Origin of the sequence: Streptomyces noursei, assembly GCF_001646665.1 — a bacterium.
Taxonomy (GTDB): domain Bacteria; phylum Actinomycetota; class Actinomycetes; order Streptomycetales; family Streptomycetaceae; genus Streptomyces; species Streptomyces lavendulocolor.
The window spans coordinates 104,898-130,241 of the sequence record NZ_LWBU01000081.1 but is presented as its reverse complement, the minus strand read 5'-3'; the positions used below and the strand labels follow the sequence as shown (position 1 = coordinate 130,241).

General features: G+C 72.7%; 28 protein-coding genes. 25 read left to right on the top strand and 3 right to left on the bottom strand.

Annotation, left to right across the window (positions count from 1 at the left end; all coding sequences use genetic code 11):
• Positions 1 to 74: 74 nt before the first annotated feature.
• Both A4V12_RS07150 and A4V12_RS07145 read left to right on the top strand, forming a co-directional pair.
• The gene (locus A4V12_RS07150) at positions 75 to 1,412 is read left to right on the top strand and encodes an Nramp family divalent metal transporter (RefSeq protein WP_064068366.1); all 1,338 of its coding nucleotides are present in this window, start codon (positions 75 to 77) and stop codon (positions 1,410 to 1,412) included.
• Between the two features lie 187 nt (positions 1,413 to 1,599).
• Positions 1,600 to 1,938 (top strand): hypothetical protein, encoded by a 339-nt coding sequence (locus tag A4V12_RS07145; RefSeq protein WP_234372100.1) that lies wholly within the window; start codon positions 1,600 to 1,602, stop codon positions 1,936 to 1,938.
• Between the two features lie 3 nt (positions 1,939 to 1,941).
• On the opposite strand, the gene A4V12_RS07140 is transcribed toward A4V12_RS07145, so the two are convergent.
• Positions 1,942 to 3,660 carry a chitinase gene (locus tag A4V12_RS07140; RefSeq protein ID WP_064068364.1) on the bottom strand — a complete coding sequence of 573 codons (1,719 nt, stop codon included), beginning with the start codon at positions 3,658 to 3,660 and terminating at the stop codon, positions 1,942 to 1,944.
• Positions 3,661 to 3,971: 311 nt separating this feature from the next.
• Here A4V12_RS07140 and A4V12_RS07135 point away from each other — a divergent pair, with 311 nt between their 5' ends.
• The 17 genes from A4V12_RS07135 (at position 3,972) to A4V12_RS07060 (ending at position 17,038) form a co-directional block, all read left to right on the top strand.
• Positions 3,972 to 4,814, top strand: a complete 843-nt coding sequence (locus A4V12_RS07135; RefSeq protein WP_064068363.1) for a hypothetical protein — start codon at positions 3,972 to 3,974, stop codon at positions 4,812 to 4,814.
• 97 nt (positions 4,815 to 4,911) lie between these two features.
• Entirely contained in the window at positions 4,912 to 5,634 is a 723-nt protein-coding gene (gene cpaB / locus A4V12_RS07130) for a Flp pilus assembly protein CpaB (RefSeq protein ID WP_064068362.1), read from the top strand.
• 7 nt (positions 5,635 to 5,641) lie between these two features.
• Entirely contained in the window at positions 5,642 to 6,889 is a 1,248-nt protein-coding gene (locus A4V12_RS07125; protein ID WP_064068361.1) for an AAA family ATPase, read from the top strand.
• A gap of 23 nt (positions 6,890 to 6,912) precedes the next feature.
• Positions 6,913 to 7,275: a TadE/TadG family type IV pilus assembly protein gene (locus A4V12_RS07120; protein ID WP_064068360.1), complete on the top strand. Its 363-nt coding sequence runs from the start codon at positions 6,913 to 6,915 to the stop codon at positions 7,273 to 7,275.
• Complete coding sequence (locus A4V12_RS07115; protein WP_064068359.1) at positions 7,272 to 7,649, top strand: TadE family protein; 378 nt, start codon at positions 7,272 to 7,274, stop codon at positions 7,647 to 7,649. Before A4V12_RS07120 ends, A4V12_RS07115 begins: the two co-directional genes overlap by 4 nt.
• Positions 7,650 to 7,665: 16 nt before the next feature.
• The gene (locus tag A4V12_RS07110) at positions 7,666 to 9,009 is read left to right on the top strand and encodes a CpaF family protein (protein ID WP_064068358.1); all 1,344 of its coding nucleotides are present in this window, start codon (positions 7,666 to 7,668) and stop codon (positions 9,007 to 9,009) included.
• A 189-nt stretch (positions 9,010 to 9,198) separates the two neighbouring features.
• Positions 9,199 to 10,137: a type II secretion system F family protein gene (locus tag A4V12_RS07105; protein ID WP_064068357.1), complete on the top strand. Its 939-nt coding sequence runs from the start codon at positions 9,199 to 9,201 to the stop codon at positions 10,135 to 10,137.
• A gap of 14 nt (positions 10,138 to 10,151) precedes the next feature.
• The gene (locus A4V12_RS07100; RefSeq protein ID WP_064068356.1) at positions 10,152 to 11,039 is read left to right on the top strand and encodes a DUF5936 domain-containing protein; all 888 of its coding nucleotides are present in this window, start codon (positions 10,152 to 10,154) and stop codon (positions 11,037 to 11,039) included.
• A gap of 12 nt (positions 11,040 to 11,051) precedes the next feature.
• On the top strand, positions 11,052 to 12,335 hold the full coding sequence (locus A4V12_RS07095) for a sensor histidine kinase (RefSeq protein ID WP_064068355.1): 1,284 nt from the start codon (positions 11,052 to 11,054) through the stop codon (positions 12,333 to 12,335).
• Positions 12,314 to 13,042 carry a response regulator transcription factor gene (locus A4V12_RS07090; protein WP_064068354.1) on the top strand — a complete coding sequence of 243 codons (729 nt, stop codon included), beginning with the start codon at positions 12,314 to 12,316 and terminating at the stop codon, positions 13,040 to 13,042. The genes A4V12_RS07095 and A4V12_RS07090 overlap by 22 nt, the downstream gene beginning before the upstream one ends.
• Before the next feature lie 113 nt (positions 13,043 to 13,155).
• The gene (locus tag A4V12_RS07085) at positions 13,156 to 13,392 is read left to right on the top strand and encodes a hypothetical protein (RefSeq protein ID WP_064068353.1); all 237 of its coding nucleotides are present in this window, start codon (positions 13,156 to 13,158) and stop codon (positions 13,390 to 13,392) included.
• A complete protein-coding gene (locus A4V12_RS07080; RefSeq protein ID WP_079136883.1) occupies positions 13,389 to 13,967 on the top strand; it encodes a pilus assembly protein TadG-related protein in 579 nt (192 codons plus the stop codon). Before A4V12_RS07085 ends, A4V12_RS07080 begins: the two co-directional genes overlap by 4 nt.
• A gap of 5 nt (positions 13,968 to 13,972) precedes the next feature.
• The gene (locus tag A4V12_RS07075; RefSeq protein ID WP_234372098.1) at positions 13,973 to 14,605 is read left to right on the top strand and encodes a hypothetical protein; all 633 of its coding nucleotides are present in this window, start codon (positions 13,973 to 13,975) and stop codon (positions 14,603 to 14,605) included.
• Positions 14,605 to 15,255 (top strand): OmpA family protein, encoded by a 651-nt coding sequence (locus A4V12_RS07070; protein ID WP_064068351.1) that lies wholly within the window; start codon positions 14,605 to 14,607, stop codon positions 15,253 to 15,255. Before A4V12_RS07075 ends, A4V12_RS07070 begins: the two co-directional genes overlap by 1 nt.
• A 137-nt stretch (positions 15,256 to 15,392) precedes the next feature.
• Positions 15,393 to 15,623: a hypothetical protein gene (locus A4V12_RS34460; RefSeq protein ID WP_079136875.1), complete on the top strand. Its 231-nt coding sequence runs from the start codon at positions 15,393 to 15,395 to the stop codon at positions 15,621 to 15,623.
• A gap of 18 nt (positions 15,624 to 15,641) precedes the next feature.
• The gene (locus A4V12_RS34455) at positions 15,642 to 15,908 is read left to right on the top strand and encodes a hypothetical protein (protein ID WP_079136874.1); all 267 of its coding nucleotides are present in this window, start codon (positions 15,642 to 15,644) and stop codon (positions 15,906 to 15,908) included.
• Between the two features lie 11 nt (positions 15,909 to 15,919).
• A complete protein-coding gene (locus A4V12_RS07060) occupies positions 15,920 to 17,038 on the top strand; it encodes a glycosyltransferase family 39 protein (RefSeq protein ID WP_107415352.1) in 1,119 nt (372 codons plus the stop codon).
• Here A4V12_RS07060 and A4V12_RS07055 read toward each other — a convergent pair.
• Positions 17,010 to 17,420, bottom strand: coding sequence for a DUF192 domain-containing protein (locus A4V12_RS07055; RefSeq protein WP_079136873.1), 411 nt, complete (start codon positions 17,418 to 17,420; stop codon positions 17,010 to 17,012). The two genes, A4V12_RS07060 and A4V12_RS07055, sit on opposite strands and share 29 nt — an antisense overlap.
• Before the next feature lie 118 nt (positions 17,421 to 17,538).
• Between A4V12_RS07055 and A4V12_RS07050 the strand changes: the two genes are divergently transcribed.
• From A4V12_RS07050 to A4V12_RS07035, 4 genes are all read left to right on the top strand, one after another.
• A complete protein-coding gene (locus tag A4V12_RS07050; RefSeq protein WP_064068349.1) occupies positions 17,539 to 18,324 on the top strand; it encodes a prepilin peptidase in 786 nt (261 codons plus the stop codon).
• A 58-nt stretch (positions 18,325 to 18,382) separates the two neighbouring features.
• Positions 18,383 to 18,781, top strand: coding sequence for a cupin domain-containing protein (locus A4V12_RS07045; protein ID WP_064068348.1), 399 nt, complete (start codon positions 18,383 to 18,385; stop codon positions 18,779 to 18,781).
• A 377-nt stretch (positions 18,782 to 19,158) separates the two neighbouring features.
• Positions 19,159 to 20,535 (top strand): DUF2079 domain-containing protein, encoded by a 1,377-nt coding sequence (locus A4V12_RS07040; RefSeq protein WP_234372097.1) that lies wholly within the window; start codon positions 19,159 to 19,161, stop codon positions 20,533 to 20,535.
• Positions 20,536 to 20,592: 57 nt separating this feature from the next.
• Positions 20,593 to 20,952: a winged helix-turn-helix transcriptional regulator gene (locus tag A4V12_RS07035; protein ID WP_064068346.1), complete on the top strand. Its 360-nt coding sequence runs from the start codon at positions 20,593 to 20,595 to the stop codon at positions 20,950 to 20,952.
• A 415-nt stretch (positions 20,953 to 21,367) separates the two neighbouring features.
• Here A4V12_RS07035 and mgrA read toward each other — a convergent pair whose 3' ends face one another.
• Positions 21,368 to 22,405 (bottom strand): L-glyceraldehyde 3-phosphate reductase, encoded by a 1,038-nt coding sequence (mgrA, locus tag A4V12_RS07030; protein WP_079136870.1) that lies wholly within the window; start codon positions 22,403 to 22,405, stop codon positions 21,368 to 21,370.
• 177 nt (positions 22,406 to 22,582) lie between these two features.
• On the opposite strand from mgrA, the gene A4V12_RS07025 reads away from it, so the two are divergent.
• Together A4V12_RS07025 and A4V12_RS07020 are read left to right on the top strand one after the other, a co-directional pair.
• Positions 22,583 to 23,344 (top strand): isoprenyl transferase, encoded by a 762-nt coding sequence (locus A4V12_RS07025; RefSeq protein WP_064068345.1) that lies wholly within the window; start codon positions 22,583 to 22,585, stop codon positions 23,342 to 23,344.
• A gap of 357 nt (positions 23,345 to 23,701) precedes the next feature.
• Positions 23,702 to 25,024: a PhoH family protein gene (locus A4V12_RS07020; protein ID WP_064068344.1), complete on the top strand. Its 1,323-nt coding sequence runs from the start codon at positions 23,702 to 23,704 to the stop codon at positions 25,022 to 25,024.
• The last annotated feature ends 320 nt before the right edge of the window (positions 25,025 to 25,344 follow it).

The following is a 25,344-nucleotide window of genomic DNA, read 5'->3' as shown; positions in this document are numbered from 1 at the left end:
GCGCGGCCCCCTTGCGCGATCACCCCGCGTCGCGCTTTGGTGACGTGACGTCGGGTGAAGAAAGGCGGCAAGGCATGGCAGACACCGCACGACAGGGTGAGGCCGAGGGCACGGACGGACCCCCGATGCGCAGGGCGAGCTGGCGCCACATCGGGCCCGGCATCGTCGTGGCCGCCACCGGCGTCGGCGCCGGGGACCTGGTCGCCACGCTCATCGCGGGCAGCAAGTTCGGCTACACGCTCCTGTGGGCCGCCGTCGCCGGATGCCTCGTCAAGATCTCGCTCGCCGAGGCCGCCGGACGCTGGCACCTGGCCACCGGCCGCACCCTCTTCGACGGCTGGCGCAGCCTCGGCGCCTGGACCACCGTTTACTTCGCCGGGTACGTCGCCGTCTGGGGCTTCGTGTACGGCGCCGCCGCCATGTCCTCCAGCGCCCTGCCCCTCCAGGCGCTCTTCCCCGGCGTCATGGACCTGAAATGGTGGGCGGTCCTGTGCGGGGTGGGCGGGCTGGTGTTCGTCTGGTTCAACCGGTACGCCGTGTTCGAGAAGGTCATGACCCTGCTGGTCGGCGTGATGTTCGTCGTCACCGTGTACCTGGCCGTCCGGGTGACCCCGCACCTGGGGGACGCGGTCGCCGGCCTCGCGCCCGTCCTGCCGGACGGCTCGCTGATCTACACCCTCGGCCTGATCGGCGGCGTCGGCGGCACGATCACGCTCGCCGCGTACGGCTACTGGGTCAACGCCAAGGGCTGGACCGACACCTCGTGGATGCGGGTGATGCGGCTGGACAACCGCGTCGCCTACGTCACCACCGGGATCTTCGTCGTCGCCATGCTCTTCGTCGGCGCCGAGCTGCTGCACTCCGCCGGTGTGGCGCTCGCGAAGGGCGACAAGGGGCTGCTGGACCTCGGCGGGGTCCTGGCGGACCAGTACGGCACGGTCACCTCCAAGCTGTTCCTCATCGGCTTCTTCGCCACCTCCATCACCTCCCTCATCGGGGTCTGGCACGGCGTGAGCCTGATGTTCGCCGACTTCGTCACCCACTACCGCAAGCGCCGTGCCGCCGGGGACGACCAGGGCGCCGCCGGGAGCGGGGCGGGTGCCACCACGGGCGAGGAGGTCGCCGCCGGCGCCCGCGAGAGGTCGCTGCCCTTCCGTGCCTACCTGCTGTGGCTGACGTTCCCGCCCATGTCGCTGCTCTTCCTGGACCAGCCGTTCGGCCTGGTCATCGTCTACGGGGTCATCGGCGCCTTCTTCATGCCGTTCCTCGCCCTCACGCTGGTCTGGCTCCTCAACTCCTCCCGCACCCCGCGGGAGTGGCGCAACGGCATGCTCAGCAACGGCGTCCTGGGCGCCGCCGGGGTGCTGTTCCTGGTGCTCTGCATCCAGCAGGTGCGCGAGCTGCCCTGGTAGGGGCGGGGCGGTGGACCGCGGCCATACTTGGGGCATGACGACGCCCCCGGGGTTCGGCCCGCCGCCACCGATACCGCAGCCGTACGGCGCACCGCCGGCACCGTACGGCGCACCGCCGTCACCTCCGTACGGGGCGCCGGCCCCGCCTGCGTACGGCGCACCGGCCCCGCCCGCGTACGGCGGTCCCGTGCCGTACCCCGCGCCGTACCCGGCGCCGCCGCACGGGGCGCCGCCGCCCGCCGACGGGCCGGAGTTCGTGGCGCACGACCGGCGCAACTCCGTGATCGTGGACCCGTCCGGGGTGTCGCTGGAGATCGATGGCCACACCCTGGACTTCCCGTGGTCCGGCATCACCACCGTCCACGCCGCCCCGGCCCCGTACGGCCAGGTGCTCATGGTGGCGGTCGTCCACCCCGGCGGCATGCTGTACGAGTGCCGGATCGACGCACGCCGCAAGGCCCAGCTCCACCAGTGGCTGGCGGAACTGGGCCCCGTGCTGCACCACTACCTCGCGTACCGGGGCTGAGCGCTACGGCAGGTTGTGGACGTGCGGCCCGACCGCGTTGGACCAGGCGTTGCCCGCGGTGGCGTCCCAGTTGGTGGACCAGGTCATCGCCCCGCGCAGCGCCGGGTACGTCTTCGACGGCTTGAAGGAACCGCAGCCGGTGCCGCGGGTCAGGCAGTCCAGCGCGTTCTTCACGATCTGCGGGTCGACGTAACCGCTGCCGGCGCCGCGGGTCGAGGCGGGCACGCCCAGACCGACCTGGGAGGCGTCCAGGCCGCCCTCCAGCTGGATGCAGGCGAGGGCCGTCAGGAAGTCCACGGACCCCTGCGAGTAGACCTTGCCGTCGCAGCCCAGCATGGAGCCGCTGTTGTAGTACTGCATGTTGACGACGGTGAGGATGTCCTTGACGGCCAGCGCCGTCTTGAAGTACTCCGTCCCGGTGTTCTGCATGTCGATGGTCTGCGGCGCCATCGTCAGCACCATGCCCGGCCCCGCCTTCGCCGACAGCTGGCGCAGCGCCTTCGTCAGGTAGGTGGAGTTGATGCCGTGCTCCAGGTCGATGTCGACCCCGCTGAAGCCGTACTCCTGCATCAGGGCGTACGCGCTGTTCGCGAAGGCCGTCGCCGACGCGTCGCTGTTGATGGTGACGTTGCCCTTCTCGCCGCCCACCGAGATGATCACCGACTTGCCGGCCGCCTTCTTGGCCGCGATGTCGGCCTTGAAGTCGGCGACCGAGGCGTAGCCGACGGCCGGGTCGAGGTTGAAGACGATCTGGCCGGGCGTGGCGGTCGAGTCGGCGAACGACACGGCGATGATGTCGTACTGCGCCTGCACGTCCCGCAGCTTCTGCACCGTGGCGCCGTTGTTGAAGTTCTGCCAGTAGCCGGTCACCGCGTGGCGGGGCACGGCCGGGTTGGGATTCTGCCCGCCGGGTGAGGTCCTCGTCGCCACCGCCGCCGACCTGGCCGACTCGCCGGCCGCGTTGCCGGCGCTGACCTGGAAGCTGTACGAGGTGTCCGCGGCCAGCCCGGTGACGGTCGCCGACGTCCCGGTCACCGACTGGACCTTGGCCCCGTCCCGGTAGACGTGGTAGCCGGTCGCGCCGGAGACCGGGTTCCAGCTCAGGGCGACCGACGACGAGGTGACCGCGCCGGCCGTGAGCCCGGCGGGCGTGGCGGGCACCACCGGGTCGGGGTCGCCGCCGCCTCCGCCGTCCGGTCCGAAGACCGAGACGTCGTCGGCGTAGTAGGCGGACTGCCCGTACCAGCCGTGCGTGTAGACGGTCACGGACGTGGTGGTGGCGCCGGTCGTGAAGCGGGTGGTCAGCTGCTTCCAGCCGGCCGAGTCGGGCGTCCAGGTGGAGACGTCCGTCGTCCCGGTGCCGCTCGCGCCGAGGTAGGCGTAGCCGCCCTGCACCCAGGCGCTCAGGGTGTACGTGGAGTTGGGCCTGACCGCCACGGTCTGCGCGCACCGGGCGTTGTCCTGCCCGCCGGGCGTGGCCTTCAGCGCGGCGGCCCCGCCGTGCACGGGCGAGGAGACCGTGGCCCCGCTGCCCGCCGAACAGGTCCAGTTGGCGAGCCCGGACTCGAAGCCGGCGTTCTTGGCCACGTTGACGTCCGCGGCGTACGCGGTGCCGGCCGTCGCGCCGGTGAGGGCGAGCCCGGCGCCCACGGCCAGGGCCAGGCCTCCGCCGAGCCATCGGCCGTGACGTGCGCGGGCGGATCTGCGGGGTGAGGGGTCCACGTGCTGCCTCCGGTGGGGGAGTCGGGGAGGTGCGGGAGAACGGTGGCCACCGCCGTTTCCGTAAAACTGGTCCAGACCAATCGACTTGTCAAGACCTGTGGAAAGAAACAGGAGTTAACCACTGACGCCTTCGTCCTGATTGGTGACCCACGGGCCGTCCACAACGGGCGACCGAGCGATCCGAAAGCTGTTCTCCGCCCCCGGAGACGTGGCTAAAGTGCGGGTGGGCAGGAGTGAGCGTGGAGGAGCAGGCAGAGCAGGTGTCTGCGGTTCGCCGGAATCCCGGTGGCCGGAGCTGAACGGGGAACAGCGTGCCGACCGCAATTGCCGTCACCAGCGCCGATCTGGTGCTGCCGCCGACCGACCACCAGACCCCCACGGCGGCGCTGCTCCCGTCCCCCGACGCACAGCCGCTGGACGCCGCCATCGCCGACATGCAGGTCCTGGTCGAGCAGCACGGCTACGTCGTCGCCCTCTACCCCGCCTCCCTCCCCGCCCGCCACGAGCACCGCCTGCACACCGTCCGGTCCGTCCTGGAGAGCGACCGCATCGCGCTGCTGCGACTGGACCTCCCCCCGCTCGGCGTCGCCGTCCTCGTCCGCCAGCTGCGCCAGCTCTCCGTCTGCGACTTCAGCGCCGGTGTCATCGCCTCGGCCGCCCGCCTGCTGTCCCACTACGTCTACGCCGGAGCGCTGCTCAACACGGTCGCCCGGCTCGACCGCGTACCCGTGAGCCTGCGGACGCACGCCAAGTCGTGGGTGCCCGGCAGCCAGTTCGGGGTCCTGGCCAACCCGGCGCCCCAGCTGGTCAAGGTGGGTACCGGCGAACAGCTCGCCGGACCCGAGTTCGGTACGCACTTGATGGTGGCGCGGGGCCAGTCGGCCTCCGAGTGGGTCACGGAGTCCCTCGCCCCCGCCTGGCGGGTGCAGGGCGTCGTGGAGGGCGCGCTGCCGGGCGAGTCACCGCGGTGGTGGGGGACGGCGAAGCTCGTGGAGTTCGCCGCCTTCCTTCCCGACATCTCGGTCCTCTACCAGCTCGTCGCGTCCGTCCGGCGGGAGATGTGCTCCTGGTGCGGCATGGACCTCATAGGAGACCGCTGCGGCTTCTGCGCGGCCCCCCTCGTGCCGCCCGAGCCCGGCCGGGGAGCGGCATGACGTCCCCGGCACGTCCGCATCCGGCACGTCCGCGCCCGTCACACCCAGCTCGTCGCCCACGTCGTCGCCCACGTCCCCTCACGAGGTCGCCCCGCCCATGAACTCACGTCAGCGCCGCGGTGTCATTCTCCTGCTCCTCTCCCTCCTGTGCGCCCTCGGCGCGTTCGCCGGCGTGGTCACGGTGATCAGCGACGTGAACTCCAAGGTCGGCCCGGAGGTCGACGCGTACGAGCTGAAGGCCGACGTGGCGGCCTACACGGCGCTCCAGCCCGGCCAGTTCCGCCGGATAACGATGCCCGAGCGCTGGCTCTCCGGGAACGCCGTCACCGACCTCTCGCTCGTCAAGGGCAAGATCGCCGTCACCGACCTCAAGAAGGGCTCCCTCCTCCAGGAGGACATGATCGCCGGGCGGCCCGCCCTGGAGAGCGGCCAGCAGGAGATCGCCATCATGATCGACGCCGCCACCGGAGTCGCCGGCAAGATCACCCCCGGCTCGCTGGTGAACATCTACGCCACCTTCGGCGACGACAACCGGGAGAAGGGCGCCGTCGCCGAGTCCCGCGTCATCGTCGCCAACGCCCGCGTCCTGGACGTCGGCAAGCTCACCCCGCTCGACGGCAAGCGCGACGACAACCGGGGCGTCGGCGTCCGGGAGGCCGTGCCGATCACCTTCGCCCTCGGCACCACCGACGCCCAGCGCGTGGCCTACGCCGAGTCGTTCGCCGAGCACGTACGGCTCGCGCTGCTGCCCCGCAACAGCCCCACCGTCCTGCGGCCCGGCGAGGGCAGCTACACGCTCGACGAAGACAGGAACAAGTGAGGGCCGGATGACCACACGCATCCTCCCGGCCGTCGGCGACGCCGACGCCGCCCGCTCCATCACCACCCTCCTCGGCCAGCTCCCGGACACCGAACCGGCGAGTCCCGTCGGCGACTCCACCTCCCTGATCGACATGCTCGCCCGGCTCGCCGCCGAGTCCCTGGACGAACTGCCCGAGGTGGTGCTGGTCCACGAGCGGATCGGACCCGTCCCGGCCCTCGAACTGATCCGGGAGGTGGCCCTCCGCTTCCCCGCCGTCGGCGTCGTCCTCGTCACCGCCGACGCGGGCCCCGGCCTCTACTCGGCCGCCATGGACTCCGGTGCCCGCGGCCTGGTCGGCATGCCCCTGTCGTACGAGGAACTGGCCCAGCGCGTCCAGTCCGCCGCCGCCTGGTCCGTGGGCGTACGCCGCCACCTCGGGCACGGCGGGGACGTCTTCACCGGACCGGGCGGCCGGGTCGTCGCCGTGACCGGCGCCAAGGGCGGGGTCGGCACCACCGTGACGGCCGTGCAGCTCGCCCTCGCCGCCCGCGCCTCCGGGCTGAGCGTCGCGCTGGTGGACCTGGACCTCCAGTCCGGGGACGTCGCCTCCTACCTGGACGTGCAGTTCCGGCGGTCCGTCGTGGACCTCGCGGCCGTCCAGGACATATCCCCCCGGGTCCTCCAGGACGCCCTGTACGCCCACCAGTCCGGCATCGGGCTGCTGCTGGCCCCGGCGGAGGGGGAGCGCGGCGAGGACGTCAGCGACCGGTCGGTGCGCCAGATCGTCAGCGCGCTGCGCAACCGCTACGAGGTCGTCGTCGTCGACTGCGGTACGCACCTCGACGGCGCCAACGCCGCCGCCATCGAGATGGCCGACACCACCCTGCTGCTCGTCACGCCCGACGTCGTCGCGGTACGCGCCGCCAAGCGGATGGTCAGGCTCTGGGACCGGCTCCAGATCCGCAAGGCCGAGGAGACGGTGACGGTGGTCAACCGGCACGTCCGCAACTCCGAGATCCAGCCGCCGCTCGTGGAGAGGATCACCGGCACGCGGGTCGCCAGGACCTCCGTACCGGCCGGCTTCAAGGAGCTCCAGTCGGTCGTCGACGCCGGCCGGATGCAGGACCTGGAGGCCAAGTCCTCCGTCAAGCAGGCCCTGTGGGCACTTGCGGCCGAACTGGGAATCGTCAAGGCACCGGAAGGGGAAGTCAGGCAGGGGAAGTTCCGCGGCGACCGGGGCTCGGTGGGCCTCCGGCGGGCACGCGGCAAGTAGCGGGTCAGGGGGCGGAGTGGGACATGGAACGCCGTTGCGGAAGTGACCGGGGCCAGGTCGCCGTCGAGTTCACCGGCATGGTCCCGGTGGTGCTCGGCACGATCGTGCTGCTGTGGCAGGCCGCGCTCGTCGGGTACGCCTGGTCGCTGGCCGGCAACGCGGCCGACGCGGCGGCCCGGGCCGGGACCGTGGGAGGCGCCGGCGCGTGCGCCGCGGCGGCGCAGGCGAGCGTGTCGGGGGCATGGACCGTCGCGGCGGACTGCGGAGCCGGCGGCGACCTGTACACCGCCTCGGTGCAGGTGAACGTCCCGGTCCTCTTCCCCGGCTTCGACATCCCGGTCCCCGTGCGCGGCACGGCGGCCGTGGCGAGGGAGGGCGACGAATGAGCGGGTACGCGTGGCGGCGGCGCCCCGCCGAGACGGGCCAGGCGGCCGTCGAGTTCGTCGGCTGGCTCACCGTCCTGCTGATCGCCGCCCTGGCCGCCGTCCAGCTCGGTTTCGTGGCGTACGCGGTGCAGCAGGCGGGCACCGCGTCCAGGGCGGCGGCCCGCGTGGCGTCGCAGGACCCGGCGGCGGACGCGCAGGGCGCGGGACAGGCCGCCGCGAGCGCGTGGCTCGGCGCGGACGTCACCGTCGGCGGGGGCGGCGACGAGGTCACGGCCACCGCGACCGTCCCCATCCCCTCCGTCATCCCCCTGTTCACCTTCCCCGGCGCGCGGAGGTCCACGACCATGCCCGTCACCACGCCCGCCACCGACTGAGGGAGACGAGAACGACATGAGCCTGCGGGCGCGCATCACCACTCCCGAGCCGGTCGACGGCCGTGGCGAGGACAACCACCTCGTCGGCGTCTACCGGGTCAAGCTCCTGGAGGAGATCGACCTCGCGGAGATGTCCGCCCTGGCGGCCGCCGACCGCCGCGCCCGCCTGGAGCGGGTGCTGGGCCACATCATCAGCCGTGAGGGCCCCGTCCTGTCCTCCACCGAGCGGTCGCAGCTGATCCGCCGCGTCGTCGACGAGGCCCTGGGGCTCGGCATCCTCGAACCGCTCCTGGAGGACGCCTCCATCAGCGAGATCATGGTCAACGGCCCCGAGCAGGTCTTCGTCGAGCGGCGCGGCCGTCTCGAACAGCTGCCGATGCGGTTCTCGTCCACCGAGCAGCTGATGCAGACCATCGAGCGGATCGTCTCCACCGTCAACCGCCGCGTCGACGAGTCCAACCCGATGGTCGACGCCCGCCTCCCCTCCGGCGAGCGCGTCAACGTCGTCATCCCGCCGCTCTCCCTCACCGGCCCCGTCCTCACCATCCGCCGCTTCCCGCGCGCCTTCACGCTCCAGGAGATGGTGGCCCTCGGCTCGCTCGACGAGCACATGGTGATGCTGCTCGCCGGACTCGTCCGGGCCAAGTTCAACGTGATCGTCTCCGGCGCCACCGGCACCGGGAAGACCACCCTGCTCAACGCGCTGTCCGGGCTCATCCCCGAGGGCGAACGCATCGTCACCATCGAGGACTCCGCCGAACTCCAGCTCCAGCAGTCCCACGTCATCACCCTCGAAGCCCGCCCGCCCAACGTCGAGGGCAAGGGCCGGGTCACCATCCGCGACCTCGTACGCAACTCCCTGCGCATGCGCCCGGACCGCATCATCGTCGGCGAGGTCCGCGGCGGGGAGACGCTCGACATGCTCCAGGCCATGTCCACCGGCCACGACGGCTCCCTCGCCACCGTCCACGCCAACAGCGCCGAGGACGCCCTGATGCGCCTGCAGACCCTCGGGTCCATGTCGGAGGTCGAGGTCCCGTTCGCCGCGATCAAGGACCAGATCAACAGCGCGGTCGACGTCATCGTCCAGCTCACCCGGCACGCCGACGGCGCCCGCAAGATCACCGAGATCGCGGTCGTCGACTCGCACGGCCGGGAGGAGTACCGGATCGTCACCGTCTGCCGCTTCGCCGCCCGGCCGATGTCGGCCGACGGCCGGATCCACGGCCACTTCGAGTACTACCCGCTGCCGCGCCGGGTCGCCGAGCGCCTCTACATGAAGAGCGAGGCCATACCGGCCGCGTTCGGAGTGGCCCACACCGACGAACAGCTCGCCCTCCGCCGCGCCACCACCCTCTGACCCGTCGATCCCGGACGACCACCCGCCGACACCCCGGACCACCGACCCGCAGGGCCCGCCCGCCGAAGCCCCGTCCGCCGCCCCACTCCCCCCGATGCCCCACCGACGAAAAACCCGCCCGCCGAAGCCCCGCCGCCCGCCCCACCCCGCCCCCGTCCCTCCGACCGGACCCGACTGGACCCCGCCACCATGGACAACGTCCCCCTCCTGACGCTCGGTGTCACGCTCCTCGCCTGCGTGCTGGGCGTCGTCGGCGTGCACGTCTACGCGTCCGGCAAGGCGCAGCGCGAAGCCCTCGTGGCCCGGATGACCCAGACGGGCCAGGCAACCCACCGGGGCCGGCGCCGCCGGTTCGTGGGCATCGACCGGCGCCTGCGGGCCACACGCCCCGGCCGCCGCCTCGAACGCAGGATCGCCGCCACCGGCCTGGACCTCACCCCCGGCGAGTACGCCGTCTACGCGGTCGTCGCCCTGCTCGGTGTGCACTTCACCATCGGCGCCGTCTTCGCCCCGTTCTTCGGCGTCCTCGGCGCGCTCGCCGGACTGTGGGGCGCCGTGGCGTTCCTCAACTGGCAGCGCCAGAAACGCACCGAGGCCTTCATCGGCCAGCTCCCCGAGCTGACCCGCGTCCTCGCCAACGCCACCCAGGCCGGCCTCGCCCTCCGTACCGCCATCGCGATGGCCGCCGAGGAGCTCGACGACCCGGCCGGCGAGGAGCTGCGCAAGGTCGCCGACCAGCTCGCCCTCGGCCACAGCCTCGACGACGCCCTCGGCGACCTCGCCGACCGGCTCCCCTCCCGCGAACTCGTCGTCCTGGTCTCCACCCTGGTGCTGTCCAACCGGGCCGGCGGCCAGGTCGTCACCTCGCTGCGCAACCTCACCAGCACCCTGGAGGAGCGCAAGGAGACCCGCCGCGAGGTCGTCACCCTGCTTTCCCAGGTCAAGGTCACCGCCTTCGCCCTGCCCCTCCTCGGCCTGGGCTTCCTGCTGATGATCAACGGCATGGCACCCGGCGCCCTGGACAAGATGACCGGCTCCGCCGCCGGACAGATCGGCTCCGTCCTCGCCTTCGGGCTGTACGCCGCCGGCTTCGTCCTCATCCGCCGCCTGTCCCGCATCCGCGTCTGAGGAGGTGACACGTCATGGGCCTGTTGTACGCGGCCGTCATCGGCCTGTCCGTGTACGGCGTCTTCCACGGCATCCGGATGTACCGGGCCGACGCCAAACTCCCCGGCGACCTCGTCCTCGCCCTGGAGGTGGGCGCCACCCGCACCACCGCCGTCGGCGGCGGCATCGACCGGATCGGCATGCGCTGGGCGCCCGCCGTCCTCGGCATGATGGGCCCCAAGCGGGTCGACGCGCTGCGCCGCCGCCTCGACATGGCCGGCAACCCCGGCGGCATGACCGTCGACCGCTACGCCGCGCGCCGCGCCGTCTACGGCTTCCTCGGCGTCCTCGCCGCACTCGCCATGCTCGCGCGCGGCCAGACCGTCGTCGCCGTCGTCATCCTGCTGTACGGACTGACCTGGACCGACGTCCTGCTGCGGCTCGCCATCCGCCGCCGCAGGGACGACATCGAGCGCACCCTGCCCGACTTCCTCGACGTCCTCGCCGTCGTCGTCTCCGCCGGCCTCGGCTTCCGCCAGGCCCTGGAGCGCGTCGCCGAGAAGTACTCCGGGCCGTGGGCCGACGAACTGCGCATCACCCTGCGCCAGATGGACATGGGCGTCAGCCGCCGCGAGGCCTTCGACCAGCTGCGCAGGCGCAACGCCTCCGAGCAGGTCTCCATGTTCGTCACCGCCCTCCAGCAGGGCGAGGAACTGGGCGCGCCGATCGTCGACACCCTGATCCAGATCGCCAACGACATGCGGCGCACGGACGCGCAGAACGCCCGCCGCGCCGCCGCCAAGGCCGTACCGAAGACGACGCTCGTCGTCACGATGGTCATGCTGCCCGCCACCATGATCCTGATCGCGCTGAGCTTCTACTACGGCTCCGGTGTCGACTTCACGGACATCATCGGCGGGTAGGGACCGGTCACGATGAACGCCATCCACCTCAGGAGGCCGGCACCGAGGGCCGCACCGTCCCTCCCCCTCCAGATCAACGCCCTCCAGGCACTCTGCCGCCAGGTGTTCGGCTTCCGGCTGGCGATGATCGTCCTGGCGTCCCCGTTCGCCCTCGACGGCGCCGCCCCGGGTCTCGGCACCTGGCTGGTCGGCGCCGCCGTCCTGATCACCTTCATGGTGTCGTACGTCGTGCTGCGGGACTGGGAGCGGTTCGGCCGCGTCCTGCTGCGCCACCCGGCCGTCCTCGCCGGGGACATGCTCTTCGGCGCGCTGCTGCTGGCCACCGCCTCGCCCGAGTCGACGCTCGCGTACGTCACCATCTGCACCCCGCTGCTCGCCGGCCTGCTGTACGGCTGGCGCGGCGCGGCGTTCTTCGCCGTCCTCCAGTCCCTGCTGCTCCTGCTGTCGTACGGCGTCAGCCGGGAGGTGGCGGTGGAGCCGTCGTCGCTCCTGTTCCCCGGACTGTGCGTGATCGCGGGCGCGGTCGGCTCCACCCTCCGCAACCTCATCCTCGACTTCGGCGCCGCGAGCCAGGCCCTCACCGAGGCGCGCGCCCGCCTCGCCGTCACCGGCGCGGTGGAGGCCGAACGCGCCCGGCTGGCCCGGGAGATGCACGACTCCGTCGCCAAGACCCTGCACGGCCTGGCACTGGCCGCCGACGGACTGGCGTCCACGGCCGAGCGCGACGACCCCGCGTCGGTCCGGCGACAGGCGGAACTCGTCGCCCGGTCCGCCCGCCGCGCCGCCGCCGAGTCCCGCGAGCTGCTGGCGGACCTGCGGCGCGAGTCGGGGCTGGACGGCGGCGTGGACGTCGCCGGGGAGCTGGCCGCCCGCACCGCGGACTTCGCCCGCCGCCACGGCGTCCGCGCCGAGTACCGCGCCCTGGGTGCCGCGCCGCCCCGCGTCCCGCACGTGGTGGCGCGCCAGCTCCTCGCGGTCGCCGCGGAGGCCATGGAGAACGCCCACCGGCACGGGGCGCCCACGTGCATCGACGTGTCGTCGGGCGTCTCCGGCGACGTGCTGGTCCTCAGCGTCTACGACGACGGGCGCGGGCTGCCCGCCGGGACGACGCTCGACGACCTGCGGCGGGCGGGGCACTTCGGCCTGGTGGGCATGGTCGAACGCGCCGCCTCGATAGGCGCACGCATCCGCATCGGCCGGGGCGGGGCGGAGAAGGGCACGGAGGTCCGGCTGGAACTGCCGGTACGGGCACTGGGAACGGAGGGCGCACCACCATGCACGAGCACCTGCGAGTGATCGTCGCGGACGACAACCCCGTCGTCCGGGCGGGCCTGACCGCGCTGCTGTCCGGCCGCGAGGACATCGACGTCGCCGCCCAGGCCGCGGACGGGCGGGAGGCGTGCGAGGCCGCCGTCCGCCACCGGCCGGACGTCATCCTCCTCGACGTCCGCATGCCCGGGGTGGACGGCATCACGGCCCTGCCGCACCTGGTCCGGATCGCCCCGGTCCTGATGACCACCTACAGCCGCGAGAGCGACATCGTCCACGAAGCGCTCCGCCTCGGGGCGTGCGGCTACCTGGTGCACGGCGAGTTCACCGCCGACCAGCTCGTCGACGCGGTCCGCGACGCGAAGCTGGGACGCCCGCACTTCACCCACACGGCGTCGAACGCCCTGCTGGCCACGGTCCGGGACGGCTATGCTCCTGCAACGCCGCATCGTGCTTCTTCTTCCGCCACCCGTAAGGCATTTGCCGGAACCCCTTCGCAGCAGCAAGCGGATATGGCACATTCATTACTGAGCCAACGGGAGGGGGAGGTGATGGACCTGATCGCCTCGGGCATGACGAATCAGCAGATCGCCGCCACCTGCTTCATCAGTCAGAAGACGGTCAAGAACCACATCAACCGCATCTTCGCCAAACTCAACGCCGCGAGCCGCGGCCAGGCCATCGCCATCTGGCACGGCCTCTCCCCCACCCAGGGAGGACCCACCCATGGCTGACCACCCCCGCACCCCGCTTTGGGCCCCCACTTGGGCCCCCGGACCCATGCCCGCCCCCCTCCACCCGCCGTACGTTCGCCCCACCGACCTGTTCGAGCCCGGAGGAGACCACCATGCCGAACACCGTCCTGAAGGCCGCGACCCGGGCCAAGGTGTACGTGGGCACCTGGGCCGACACCACCGCGTCGGCCCTCAAGCACCGGGGCGACCGGGGCCAGGGAGCCGTGGAGTACGTCGGGATCATCATCCTGGTGGGCGTGATCATCGCGGCGGTGGTGGGGTCGGGCGTGGGCAACACGATCGCGGCCGGACTCCTCGCGCGCGTCACGGCGATCGTCGGCGGTGGCTGACCCCGTACGTCCACGGAACGCGCGAGTCAGGGCAGGCTTCGCCCCTCTACATCTTCGTAGTGGCGAGCCTGCTCTTTCTCGCGCTCGCGTTCTTCGCGGTCGGCCAGGCAGGGGCGACGCGCAACGGCGCCCAGTCGGCGGCAGACGCCGCGGCGCTCGCAGCGGCGCGGGAGCAGCGGGACAGCTTCGAGCTCACCATCGACGACCTCGCTGACCTGTTGAGTGGGGAGTTCACTCCCGCATTCGACGGCTGTGGTGCCGGCGGTTACTACGCAGGCCAGAACGGGGCGGACGTCGTGGGCTGTGTCCCGCTGACGGACGGCCGTTGGGGCTCCACGGTGAGCGTGACGTCGCAGAAGCCGGTGGGAGACACCATCCTCCCCGGTACCGACACCCTGACCGCCAAAGCGACGGCCACGGCGATCGTCGTACCCCGGTGCAGCTTCGACCCCGCCGAGGAAACCGATTCGCCGTCCCCGGGCTCGTTGGACTGCGAGGGTGAGGTGACGGACCTCGACCCGGAGCTTCTCCCGGAGATGTCCGACCTCTTCGACGTCCGGCTCGCCGAGGACTGACCGCGATGGAACGCAAAGGAATGGCATTCATGAGCAATCGGTATGGGACGGCAGTGCGCAGAGCGGCGGCCGGAGTGTCCGTTGCGGCACTGGCCGCGCTTCTGTCGGCTTGCGGCGGAGGGGGCGACCAGGGCGGCAACGACACGGGGAAGGCTCCTGAGAACGCAGGCAGCGCCTCCTCGGTGCCCAGCGGTCGGCAAACGCCCAAGGAAGACAGCGGCCCGACTGTGCCGGACACCAGCACCACACTGGCCACCATCAACGGCGCCAACGGGTTTCAGTTCGTCATTCACAGCGCTGCAAGGGACCAGGGCGGCTTTCTCACCGTCACGGGGAGCCTGAAGAACACGTCCTCCAAGATGCTGATCGCCCCGCCGCACTGGAGCGGCGAGGAAGTCAGTGTGAAGCAGACGGGCCCCTCCCTTGCGGGTATCACCCTCTTGGACAAGACGGAGAAGAAGCGCTATTACGTGCTGCGTGACACCGAGGGCTACCCCCTCACGACCACCGGCGTCACCACGGTGAAGGCCGGGGAGACCATTTCGGTGTTCGCCCAGTTCCCCGCGCCGCCGGCGAACATCGCCCAGGTGGACATCCAGATCCCGCAGATGCCCGTCGCCACGATCGAGATCTCGTGATGCCCGCCACCACCCCCTGCACCCGCAGGGTCTCCGTGCGCCGGCCGGCGGCGTCCGTGCTCGTGGCCGTGGTGTTGTTCACCGGCGCCCAGCTCGTCGGCGCCTCCGGGGCGCTGGCCGACGACGTTCCCAGTACGCCTCCGGGCACCGAGTCGACGGTGCCGCCGCCGGAGGTGGACGGGAACTCGCCGAACCTCAAGATGCGCGACGGTGCCACGCTCGCGCCCGCGAAGGTGCTGCCGCTGATCTCGATCGTCGAGTCGGAGGGCGGCGAGGAGCGGCGCGAGGAGACCAGCTCCAACCTGAAGTTCGCGCTCCAGGCGGAGGTCCTGTTCGGCAAGGACAGCGCCAGGCTGACGCCCGAGGCCAACTCCCGTATCGCCGCCATCGCCGAGGAGATCAAGAAGCAGAACGCCACCAAGGTCCGCATCTTCGGCTTCACCGACAACCTCGGCTCCTCCGCCCACGGCGACGTGCTGTCCAAGCAGCGCGCGGACGCCGTGCACAAGGTGCTGTCGCCGCTGCTCACCTCCGGGGGGATCACGTACGAGATCCGGGGATACGGCGAGCAGTACCCGATCGCGGACAACAGCACCGAGGAGGGCCGCAAGAAGAACCGCCGTGTGGAGGTGTCCTTCCCGCGCGGCTGACGTGCCGCCCGTCCGGCCGGGAGGCGGACCGGCCCGCCGTGCGCGGGAGGTCCGCCTCCCGCGCGTGTGCGACCGGTTCCCGGGATGCGGAGAAGGAGACGGGGAAGAGGAACAGGGCCTACGGAGGAGGTCGGACCATGAGGCGCATCGCCGCGGCCCTCGACGCCGTGGACGCCCTGCTGGACGGGGCGCTGCCGGCGAGCGGCCCCGTGCAGCGGGAGCCGTCGCCGGACGGCGGATGGGGCGGCAGCCACGGCGCCGGGTTCCGCCTGGAGCCGCTGTGGGAGGGCCGCGCCGGCCACGGCGCCCCGGGGCAGGACGAGGCCGGGGAGCGCCTCGCCGCCCTGACGAGCGCCTTGGAGGACTGATGGGGCCCGCACCGCGAGGTGAGCCTGCGGGCGCTGCCGTCCGGGGAGGACGGCGACGGGCCGGTGCTGCCGCTCCTCGAGGAGCTGCGCTCCGTCGACGGGGACGGCCCCGGCCTCGGCGGCGCCCTGCTGGTGTGGGGGCCGGTCGTCACCCCGCACGGCCCGCGCTGGGTGGCGGTGAGCACCGCGCCGTGCGAGGGGGACGTCCCGCCCATGACCGTCGCGGCCGTCAGCGACGTACCGATCGAGGAGGCCGGGGAGCCGGGGGCCCGCCGCGGGGCGTGATAATCGGGCGCATGTCCCCGCGCACCGACCGACCCCCAGCTTCCGCCGTGACCGCCCTGTGGGGCTACGCGGCGGTGCGGGCGGTGGGGCTGGTGATCCTCGCGGTGGCCGCCGCCGTGGCGGGCGAGGACGCCCTGCACCGGCTGAAGGGCCGCTGGGACTCCGTCTGGTACGTGCGGATCGCCGAGCACGGGTACGGCCACGAGGTGACCCTCCCCGACGGGAGCGTCCACTCCGACCTGGCGTTCTTCCCGCTGCTGCCGGCCCTGGAGAGGGGCCTGTCGGAGGTCGCGCGGATCGACGCGGCGACCGCCGGGCTCGTCGTGTCGTGGGCGGCGTCGCTCGCCGCCGCGTGGGGGATCTACGCGGTGGGGGAGCGGGTCGCCGGGCGCCGGGCCGGGGTGGTGCTGGCCGTGCTGTGGGGCGTGTACCCGACGGCGTTCGTGCAGTCGATGGCGTACACGGAGACGCTGTTCACGGCGTTCGCCGCCTGGTCCCTGCACGCGGTGCTGCACGGCCGCTGGATCTGGGCGGGCGTGCTGTGCGCCGGGGCGGGGCTGACCCGGCCGTCGGCCGCCGCGCTGGTGGCGGCGGTCGGCGTCACGGCCCTGGTGACCGCCGTCCGGGAGCGGCGGGTGCCGGTCCGGATGGCCGCCGGGGTGCTGCTGGCGCCGCTGGGCTGGCTCGGGTACGTGGTCTTCGTCGCCCTGCGGCGCGGGAGCGCGACCGCGTACTTCGAGGTGCAGGCCGCGTGGGGCAACAGCGTCGACGGGGGCGTGGCGCTGGCCCGGTTCGTGTGGCGGAACCTGACGGGTCCGGTGCCGCTCGCCGGGGTGGGGCTGTGTCTGGCGCTCGCGCTGGTGGGGTGGGTGGTGTGGCTGTGCGTCCGGCAGCGGCAGCCGCTGCCGGTGCTGGTGTACACCGTGGGGATCGTGGTCGTCTCGCTGGTCGGCGCCGCGTACTTCGGGTCCCGGCCGCGCCTGATGATGCCCGCGTTCCCGCTGCTGCTCCCGGCGGCGGTGGCCCTGGCGCGGCTGCGGGACCGGACGGTGGTGCCGGTGCTGGCGGGGCTCGCGGCGGCGTCGGGGGCGTACGGGGCGTTCACCCTGCTGGGGGCGGGTCCGCCGTGATCGTCAGGCGGGTGCCGGGCCGGATGCCCCACCGTTCCATCGCCCCGGCCTCGGCCTCCAGGACGTGGCGGGCGCGCGGGCGGGGCAGGCCGAGGCGGCCGGGCACCATGGTGACCACGTCGACGACCCGCAACTCCCGGTCGAGGTAGGCCACGTCGATGGCGAACCGCATCCGGAAGGTGTGGACGCTGTTGCACGGGCTGAGCAGCAGTGCGCCGGCGATGCCGTCCCGGCCCAGCAGGCCGCGCCTGCGGGTGCCGTAGGACGCGGCGATCTCGACGGGTACGGGCGCGGGTACGGGCGCGGTCGCGGGCACGGCTGCGGGGGCGTGCGGCAGGCTCAACCGTCCGGTGCCGTCGCGCCATCGGCTCGGGTTCCCCATGGGGGACGACCGTAGCGTGGGCCCCGCCTCCACGGCAGTGGGCCCGTGGGCCCGGCCCCGGCCGCAGTGGGCCCGTGGGCCCATGACCGGGTGGCCGGCCCGTCCTAGGGTCGGGTGCGTGTACGCCACGCTGATCGCCGTCGCCGCCCTGTGGGGCGCAGCCACCGGTCTGCTCGTGCCGCGCGCCGCGTACCGCCTGTCCGTCGCGCCGGACGAGCCGTGGCGGGACGCCTGCCCCGCCGGCCACCCCTTCACCGGGCCCGCGCGCGGCTGGCTCGGGGCGCCGCGCTGCGCGGTGTGCGCGGTGGCCGTCCCGGTGGGGGCCGGCCGTCCCGCGTCCACCTCCGCGTCCACCCCCGCGACCGCCACGGTGCCGGTCGTCACCGCCCTCGTCTGCGGGACGCTCGCCGCGGCGACGGGGCCCCGGCCCGAGCTGGTGGTGTGGCTGCTGGCCGCTCCGGTCGCGGTGCTGCTGGCCCTGGTCGACCGGGCCGTGCACCGGCTGCCGGACCGGCTGACGCTGCCGCTCGCCGCCGGGACGGCCGCGCTGCTCGGGGGCGCCGCGCTGCTGCCGGGGCACGCGGGGACGTGGCCGTCCGCGCTGCTGGGCGGGCTCGTGCTGGGCGCCGGCTACTTCGTGCTGTTCCTGGTGAACCCGGGCGGCATGGGCTTCGGCGACGTGAAGCTGGCCCTCGCGCTGGGCGTCGCGCTCGGCTGGTACGGCTGGGGCGTGCTGTTCGCGGGCGCCTTCGCGGGCTTCCTGTTCGGCGCGGTGTACGGGTTCGGGCTGGTCGCGCTGCGCAGGGCGAGCCGAAAGAGCGCGATCCCGTTCGGCCCGTTCATGATCGGCGGGGCGCTGCTGGGCATACTGCTGGGCGCCTCGGCGGCCGTCCCGGCCGCCTGACCGGCCGGTCCGTACGAGCACCGGACAAGGCGCGGGGGAGCCGTGCAGTATCGGGGGCATGGACGCCCGACCGGTCAACCTCACCGAAGCCCTCGCCACCTTCGACGACGTCTACAGCCCCCGCATCGTGGCCGGCGTGAACGACTACGACGTACGGATCGCCCACGCCGCCGGCGACCACGTGTGGCACGTCCACGACGACACGGACGAGTTCTTCCTCGTCCTGGACGGTCGGTTCGACATCGCGCTGCGCGCGGCCGACGGCACCGAGCGGACGGTCGCCCTGCGGCGCGGGGACACCTTCGTCGTACCGAAGGGCACCGAGCACAAGCCGTCCGCGCCGAACGGGGCGTCGATTCAGATGTTCGAACCGTCCGGGACCCGGAGCACGGGGGACCGCCATGAGGGGGAGATTCCGCACCACGTCGACAGCACCACGGGCCACGACCTGACCTGAGCCGCCTGCCCGCGTCCTAACATGCGGGCACATGCGGACATTTCCCGACAATAGTCCCTCCTCTGGTCGGGAGGCCTCCCGGGCCACCCTCCCCGAGCCNNGCCCCCCCCCCTGGCCGGGAGCCCCCCCGGCCCCCCCCCCCCGCCCCCCCCCCCCCCTCCCCCCCCGAGCCCCCGCCCCCCCCCGCCCCGCCGTCGCCCGCACCCCCCTCCCCGGCACCACCCGCCACCCGCCCCGCACCACCCACCGCACCCACCACCTCCGCCGCACCACCCACCACCCGCCCCGCGCCGCCCGGCGTCCCCGGCCGGCTCCCCGCGGCCCTGCTCCCCTGGGCCTGGGCCGCGGGGCTCTTCGCGCTCTACGCCACCGTCGCCGTGCGCCGCCACCTCCTCCTCCGCACCACCGGCTACGACCTCGGCATCTTCGAGCAGGCGGTACGCGCCTACGCCGAACTCCGCGCTCCCGTCGTCCCGTTGCGCGGCGACGGCTTCAACCTCCTCGGCGACCACTTCCACCCCCTGCTCGCCGCCCTCGCCCCGCTCTACCGCCTCTGGCCCTCCCCGCTCTGCCTGCTCGTCGCCCAGTCCGCGCTCCTCGCCGTCGCCGTGGTCCCGCTCGCCCGCTGGGCCGCCCGCGCGCTCGGCCGCCGGCCGGCCCACGCCATCGCCGCCGCGTACGGGCTGAGCTGGGGCATCGCGTCGGCCGCCGCCTTCGACTTCCACGAGGTCGCCCTCGCGGTACCGCTCCTCGCCTGGTGCCTGGAGGCCCTGGCCCACCGGCGCTGGCGTCCGGCCGTCGCCTGGGCGGCCCCGCTGCTGCTGATCAAGGAGGACCTGGGGCTCACCCTCGCCGCCGTCGGCGGGTACATCGTGCTCAAGGGCGGCGGGGGCGCGCGCCGGCTCGGCCTCGCCACCACCGCCGCCGGGCTGATCGGCTCGGCCGTCGAGATCAAGCTGCTGATGCCGGCCTTCCACCCGGCGGGCGGGTACGCGCACGGCGGCAACCTCGCCGAGGGCTACGGGTCGCTGCTCGGCACCCTCGCCCACGCCCCGCTCGACGCGCTGCGACCCGAGATCAAGGCGATGACGCTGGTCCTGGTCTTCGCCCCGTCCGCGCTGCTCGCGCTCCGCTCCCCCCTCTCGCTGATCGCCGTGCCGACCCTCGCCTGGCGGATGATGTCGGACAACGGGTTCCACTGGGGCACCGCGTTCCACTACAGCGCGGTCCTCATGCCGGTCGTCGTGGCCGGACTGATCGACGCGCTGACGGCCTGGCGGCGCACCGACCACCCGCTCGCCGCGCGCCATGTGCGCGCCTCGCTCGCCACCGTCCTCGCCGTCACCCTGGTGATGCTGCCGTCCTTCCCCCTGGCCCAGCTGGTCCAGCGCGCCACCTGGCGGACGACCGGGCACATCGAGGCCGCCCGCGCGCTGCTGGCGCGGATCCCGGACGGCGCGACCGTCGCCGCGTCCAACCGGCTCGTGCCCCAGCTCACCTCCCGCTGCACGGTCGTCGTCTTCCCGACCTTCCCGGTGGAGGGGAGGCTGTACGAGTACGACAGGAAGCGCCTCCCGCCCCCCACGGCCGAGTGGATCGTCCACGACCGGCGGGCCCCGGAGGCCTGGCCGTACAAGACGGGCCACTGGCCGTACCCCGCCGAGCAGCAGGAGGCCGAGCTGGCCGCCGCGCAGGCGCGCCACGGCTACCGGAAGATCGCCGAGCGTGACGGCATCACCCTGCTGCGCCGCTGAGACCTGTCGTACTGTCGGTCGGGACCGTACGTGCCCCAGGGGTGGGAGGAGCCGGCGATGGCCAAGGGCAGGACGTCGTACAGCTGCGGACTGGACGCCGCGGTGGACGTGGTCGGCGGGAAGTGGAAGCCGCTCATCCTGTGGGCGCTGCACAGCCACGGCCCGGTGCGCTTCGGTGAGCTGAGGCGCTCGGTGCCGGGTGTCAGCGAGAAGATGCTGGTCCAGCAGTTGCGGGAGCTGGAGGCGGACGGGGTGGTGCACCGCGAGGTGTACCGGGAGGTGCCGCCGCGCGTCGAGTACTCGCTCACCGAGCTGGGCCGGGCGCTGAACACCGCGCTGCTGCCGCTCGGCGAGTGGGGCGACCGGTTCATGGACCTGATCCTCGCCCGCAAGGCGGCGTCCGGAGAGGCCGCCTGAACCCGGCCGGTGGAACCGGCGCGGTGCCGCCCGGTGCCGCCCGGCACCGCCCCCGCCGGCCCCGTCCCGGGGCCGCGCGGGGGCCGTCAACGTGGCGCCCGTACGGCGGGGTCCCCCTTGTGGAGTACAGCGTCCGGCGGGCGAACGGGCGGTGATACGGCCGGTTCCGGCGCATCCGGCGGGGTGCCCCGATTTCGGAGCGTGGCGCCGGCCTGTCGTGGCGCGCAGCATCACTTACGAAGGGTTATGGTGGAAACCCCCCCTCGGGCCGGTCCGTATCCCCCCCACGGACCGGCCCGTTTTTTCTTCCCGGCCCCACCGGACCCGCCTCCGGCCCCGGACCGCCCCCGCTCCGGACCCCGCCCCGGCGGCCCGCAGCGAGGCGCGGGCGGGCACCGCGCCGAGGCCCCGGGCGTCAGCTCCGCGCGGCCCAGATGTTGGTGCCGGCGGTGTCGACCGCGTACGAGTCGATCTCCTTCAGCTCCTCGTCCGTCAGCGGCGCACCGGACAGGGCGGCGATGTTCTCCTCCAGCTGGGTCACGCTGGACGCGCCGATCAGCGCCGACGTCATCCGCTCGTCGCGCAGCACCCAGTTCAGCGCGAGCTGCGCGAGCGACTGGCCGCGGCGCCGGGCGATCTCGTCGAGGCCGCGGAGCCGGCGCACGACCTCGTCGGAGAGGAGGTTCGGGTCGAGGGACTTGCCCTGCGTGGCCCGGGAGCCCTCCGGGATGCCCCGGAGGTACTTGTCGGTGAGCAGGCCCTGGGCGAGCGGCGCGAAGGAGATGCAGCCCATGCCGGCCTCCTCCAGCGTGTCCAGCAGCCCGTCGTCCTCGGTCCAGCGGTTGATCATCGAGTACGACGGCTGGTGGATCAGGGCCGGGACGCCCATCTCCCGCAGCAGCCGCGCGGCTTCGGCGGTCTGCGCGCTGCTGTACGAGGAGACGCCCACGTACAGCGCCTTGCCCTGCTGGACGGCGGAGGCCAGCGCGCCCATCGTCTCCTCGAGCGGGGTGTCCTTGTCGAAGCGGTGCGAGTAGAAGATGTCGACGTATTCGAGGCCCATCCGCTTCAGCGACGCGTCGAGGGAGGACAGCAGGTACTTGCGGGAGCCCCATTCGCCGTACGGGCCCGGGTGCATGAGGTAGCCCGCTTTGGTGGAGATGACCAGCTCGTCCCGGTAGCGGGCGAAGTCCTCGGCGAAGATCTTGCCGAAGTTCGACTCGGCGGACCCGGGCGGCGGTCCGTAGTTGTTCGCCAGGTCGAAGTGCGTCACGCCCAGGTCGAAGGCCCGGCGGAGGATCGCGCGCTGCGAGGCGAGCGTGCGGTCGTCACCGAAGTTGTGCCACAGGCCCAGCGAGATGGCGGGCAGCTTGAGCCCGCTGCGGCCGGTACGGCGGTATTCCATGGCGTCGTAGCGGTCGTCGGCGGGGCGGTATGCGGGGGAATCAGTCACACCTCTCTCCTTATCACGGACTTGTGACAGACCGGGTTGGGCCGCCGTGACCCCCGCGCAGTAATGTGGCGGCTTCGGGGACAGCCGCGGTGCGCCGGGATCGAGCGGTGCCGCTTCCCCCTGTCTCCCTGGGCCGACGCCGTGGCGGGCCCGTGAGCAAATCGAGAGGTGAGATCGGTGAACTTGCGCGACCTGGTGTACAGGCTCTACGCACGCCGGGTGGAAGGCCGCCTCGACCACGCACAGGTGCCCAAGCACATCGGCGTCATCCTCGATGGCAACCGCCGGTGGGCCAAGGCGTCCGGCGGCACCCCGGAGCAGGGTCACAAGGCCGGCGCGAGCAAGATCCAGGAGCTCCTGGGCTGGTGCGACGAGACCGACGTCGAGGTCGTCACCCTCTGGATGCTCTCCACCGACAACCTCAACCGGCCCGAGGAACAGCTGGTGCCGCTCCTCGGCATCATCGAGGACGCGGTCCGCGCCCTGGCCGCCGACGGCCGCTGGCGCGTCCACCACGTGGGCACGCTGGACCTGCTGCCGCCCCGCACGCAGGCGGTGCTGAAGGAGGCCGAGGAGGCCACCCGCGACCGCACCGGAATACTCGTGAACGTGGCCGTCGGCTACGGCGGCCGCCAGGAGATCGCGGACGCGGTCCGCTCGCTGCTGCTGGAGCACGCCGAGAAGGGCATGAGCTTCGAGGAGCTCGCCGGGATCGTCGACGTCGAGCACATCTCCGAGCACCTGTACACGCGCGGCCAGCCGGACCCCGACCTGGTCATCCGCACCAGCGGCGAGCAGCGCCTGTCGGGCTTCATGCTCTGGCAGAGCGCCCACTCGGAGTACTACTTCTGCGAGGTCCACTGGCCGGCCTTCCGCAAGGTCGACTTCCTGCGCGCGCTGCGTGACTACGCGGCCCGCCACCGCCGCTACGGCACCTGACGGAACGTTCCCGGAAGGCTCCCGGGAGGCCGCCGGACGGTATCCCGGGCCGTCCGGAAAGCGCTCCGGAAGGGCCGCGCGCCCGCTTGACGCGCGGCCGTCACCACTCGTTCACCGACGCGTCGTCATATGCCATGGCATGGCGCCGGGCGTTCGAGGGAATACCCCCTCCAGTGTGAGCGGCACGCCAGCCCGCTCACCCGGGAGGCCCTTTGCACCAGGACGACCGTGCCGGACACGCACGGACATCGCGGAGGGCCGGAGTTCGGCCCGCGCATCGCGGCCAGAGCCCGGCCCCATCCCCCCGCGACGCCGTCGAAGTCGCACCCGACCTCACCTGAGGGGGTAGGTCCTTCCGTGGTGAACAGCACAAAGCGCCGCCTCAACGACAGGCGCACCTACGTTCTCGACACCAGCGTCCTGCTGGCCGATCCCGGCGCCATGGCCCGCTTCGAGGAGCACGAGGTCGTGCTCCCGATCGTCGTGGTCACGGAACTGGAGGCCAAGAGGCACCATCCGGAACTCGGGTACTTCGCCCGGCAGGCGCTGCGCCGGCTGGACGACTTCCGCGTCCGGTACGGCCGCCTCGACGCCCCGCTCCCGATCGGGGAGCTCGGCGGGACCCTGCGTGTGGAGCTCAACCACTCGGATCCCGCCGTCCTCCCGGCCGGCTACCGCCTCGGTGACAACGACGCGCGGATCCTCGCCGTCGCGCGCAACCTCCAGGCCGAGGGGTACGACGTCACCGTCGTCTCCAAGGACCTGCCGCTGCGCATCAAGGCGTCGTCCGTCGGTCTCCTCGCCGAGGAGTACCGGGCCGAACTGGCCATCACGGACTCCGGCTGGACCGGAATGTCCGAGCTGTCCCTCTCCGCCGAGCAGGTCGACCTGCTGTACGCGGAGGAGAGACTGTACGTCCCGGAGGCGGCCGCCCTCCCCGTGCACACCGGGCTGGTGCTCCAGTCCGAGCGCGGCAAGGCGCTCGGCCGGGTCACCGCCGAGGGCAACGTGCGCCTGGTGCGGGGCGACCGGGAGGCGTTCGGCATCCGCGGCCGCAGCGCGGAGCAGCGCATCGCGCTCGACCTGCTCCTCGATCCGGACGTCGGCATCGTCTCGATGGGCGGCCGGGCGGGCACCGGCAAGTCGGCGCTCGCACTGTGCGCCGGGCTGGAGGCCGTGCTGGAGCGCCGGCAGCACCAGAAGGTGATGGTCTTCCGTCCGCTGTACGCGGTCGGCGGGCAGGAGCTCGGCTACCTCCCGGGCACCGAGGCCGAGAAGATGAGCCCCTGGGCGCAGGCGGTCTTCGACACCCTCTCGGCGGTGGCGGGACGCGAGGTCATCGAGGAGGTGCTCAGCCGGGGGATGCTGGAGGTCCTTCCGCTCACCCACATCCGGGGCCGCTCGCTGCACGACGCGTTCGTGATCGTCGACGAGGCGCAGTCCCTCGAACGCAACGTCCTGCTGACCGTGTTGTCCCGTATCGGGGCGAATTCCCGTGTCGTCCTGACCCACGACGTGGCGCAGCGCGACAACCTCCGGGTCGGCCGGTACGACGGAGTCGTGGCCGTCGTCGAGAAGCTGAAGGGTCATCCGCTCTTCGCCCACGTCACGCTCACCCGCTCGGAGCGCTCGCAGATCGCCGCACTGGTGACCGAAATGCTGGAGGACGGTCAGATTTAACCGACCAAGTCCGACATGGAATTGACGCCGCCCGGCGAAGCGCGAGAGCTTAGCCGGGCGGCGTCGCGCCGTGCGAGGAATTCCGCAAAACTCCTGGGACCGTTGGGGTGTGAGCTTTCACACGCAACGAATAATTGCCTTGCGGTGTCGGCTTCGGGCAGAGTCTTGCTTCCGTCAGGCCCCGCATACGGCACCCCTGTCACTCGCGTGACACAACTCAACAGTCGTCCGCCGTATGCCGCCCGCAGCACCACGCGGCGCTTCCGCAAGGGAGTTGCCCACCGGGCCCGTGTCCCCCGTGACCCAGCAGTGGGGGGACC

Bases quoted from the DNA above. Each gene is read 5' to 3' on its own strand.
- A4V12_RS07075 (WP_234372098.1), top strand. From the start codon at position 13,973: ATGGAACGCAAAGGAATGGCATTCATGAGCAATCGGTATGGGACGGCA.
- A4V12_RS07150 (WP_064068366.1), top strand. From the start codon at position 75: ATGGCAGACACCGCACGACAGGGTGAGGCCGAGGGCACGGACGGACCC.
- A4V12_RS07070 (WP_064068351.1), top strand. From the start codon at position 14,605: ATGCCCGCCACCACCCCCTGCACCCGCAGGGTCTCCGTGCGCCGGCCG.
- A4V12_RS07110 (WP_064068358.1), top strand. From the start codon at position 7,666: ATGAGCCTGCGGGCGCGCATCACCACTCCCGAGCCGGTCGACGGCCGT.
- cpaB (WP_064068362.1), top strand. From the start codon at position 4,912: ATGAACTCACGTCAGCGCCGCGGTGTCATTCTCCTGCTCCTCTCCCTC.
- A4V12_RS07085 (WP_064068353.1), top strand. From the start codon at position 13,156: ATGCCGAACACCGTCCTGAAGGCCGCGACCCGGGCCAAGGTGTACGTG.
- A4V12_RS07055 (WP_079136873.1), bottom strand. From the start codon at position 17,420: ATGGGGAACCCGAGCCGATGGCGCGACGGCACCGGACGGTTGAGCCTG.
- A4V12_RS07045 (WP_064068348.1), top strand. From the start codon at position 18,383: ATGGACGCCCGACCGGTCAACCTCACCGAAGCCCTCGCCACCTTCGAC.
- A4V12_RS07060 (WP_107415352.1), top strand. From the start codon at position 15,920: ATGTCCCCGCGCACCGACCGACCCCCAGCTTCCGCCGTGACCGCCCTG.
- A4V12_RS07035 (WP_064068346.1), top strand. From the start codon at position 20,593: ATGGCCAAGGGCAGGACGTCGTACAGCTGCGGACTGGACGCCGCGGTG.
- A4V12_RS07100 (WP_064068356.1), top strand. From the start codon at position 10,152: ATGGGCCTGTTGTACGCGGCCGTCATCGGCCTGTCCGTGTACGGCGTC.
- A4V12_RS07095 (WP_064068355.1), top strand. From the start codon at position 11,052: ATGAACGCCATCCACCTCAGGAGGCCGGCACCGAGGGCCGCACCGTCC.
- A4V12_RS34460 (WP_079136875.1), top strand. From the start codon at position 15,393: ATGAGGCGCATCGCCGCGGCCCTCGACGCCGTGGACGCCCTGCTGGAC.
- A4V12_RS07090 (WP_064068354.1), top strand. From the start codon at position 12,314: ATGCACGAGCACCTGCGAGTGATCGTCGCGGACGACAACCCCGTCGTC.
- A4V12_RS07105 (WP_064068357.1), top strand. From the start codon at position 9,199: ATGGACAACGTCCCCCTCCTGACGCTCGGTGTCACGCTCCTCGCCTGC.
- A4V12_RS07120 (WP_064068360.1), top strand. From the start codon at position 6,913: ATGGAACGCCGTTGCGGAAGTGACCGGGGCCAGGTCGCCGTCGAGTTC.
- A4V12_RS07115 (WP_064068359.1), top strand. From the start codon at position 7,272: ATGAGCGGGTACGCGTGGCGGCGGCGCCCCGCCGAGACGGGCCAGGCG.
- A4V12_RS07125 (WP_064068361.1), top strand. From the start codon at position 5,642: ATGACCACACGCATCCTCCCGGCCGTCGGCGACGCCGACGCCGCCCGC.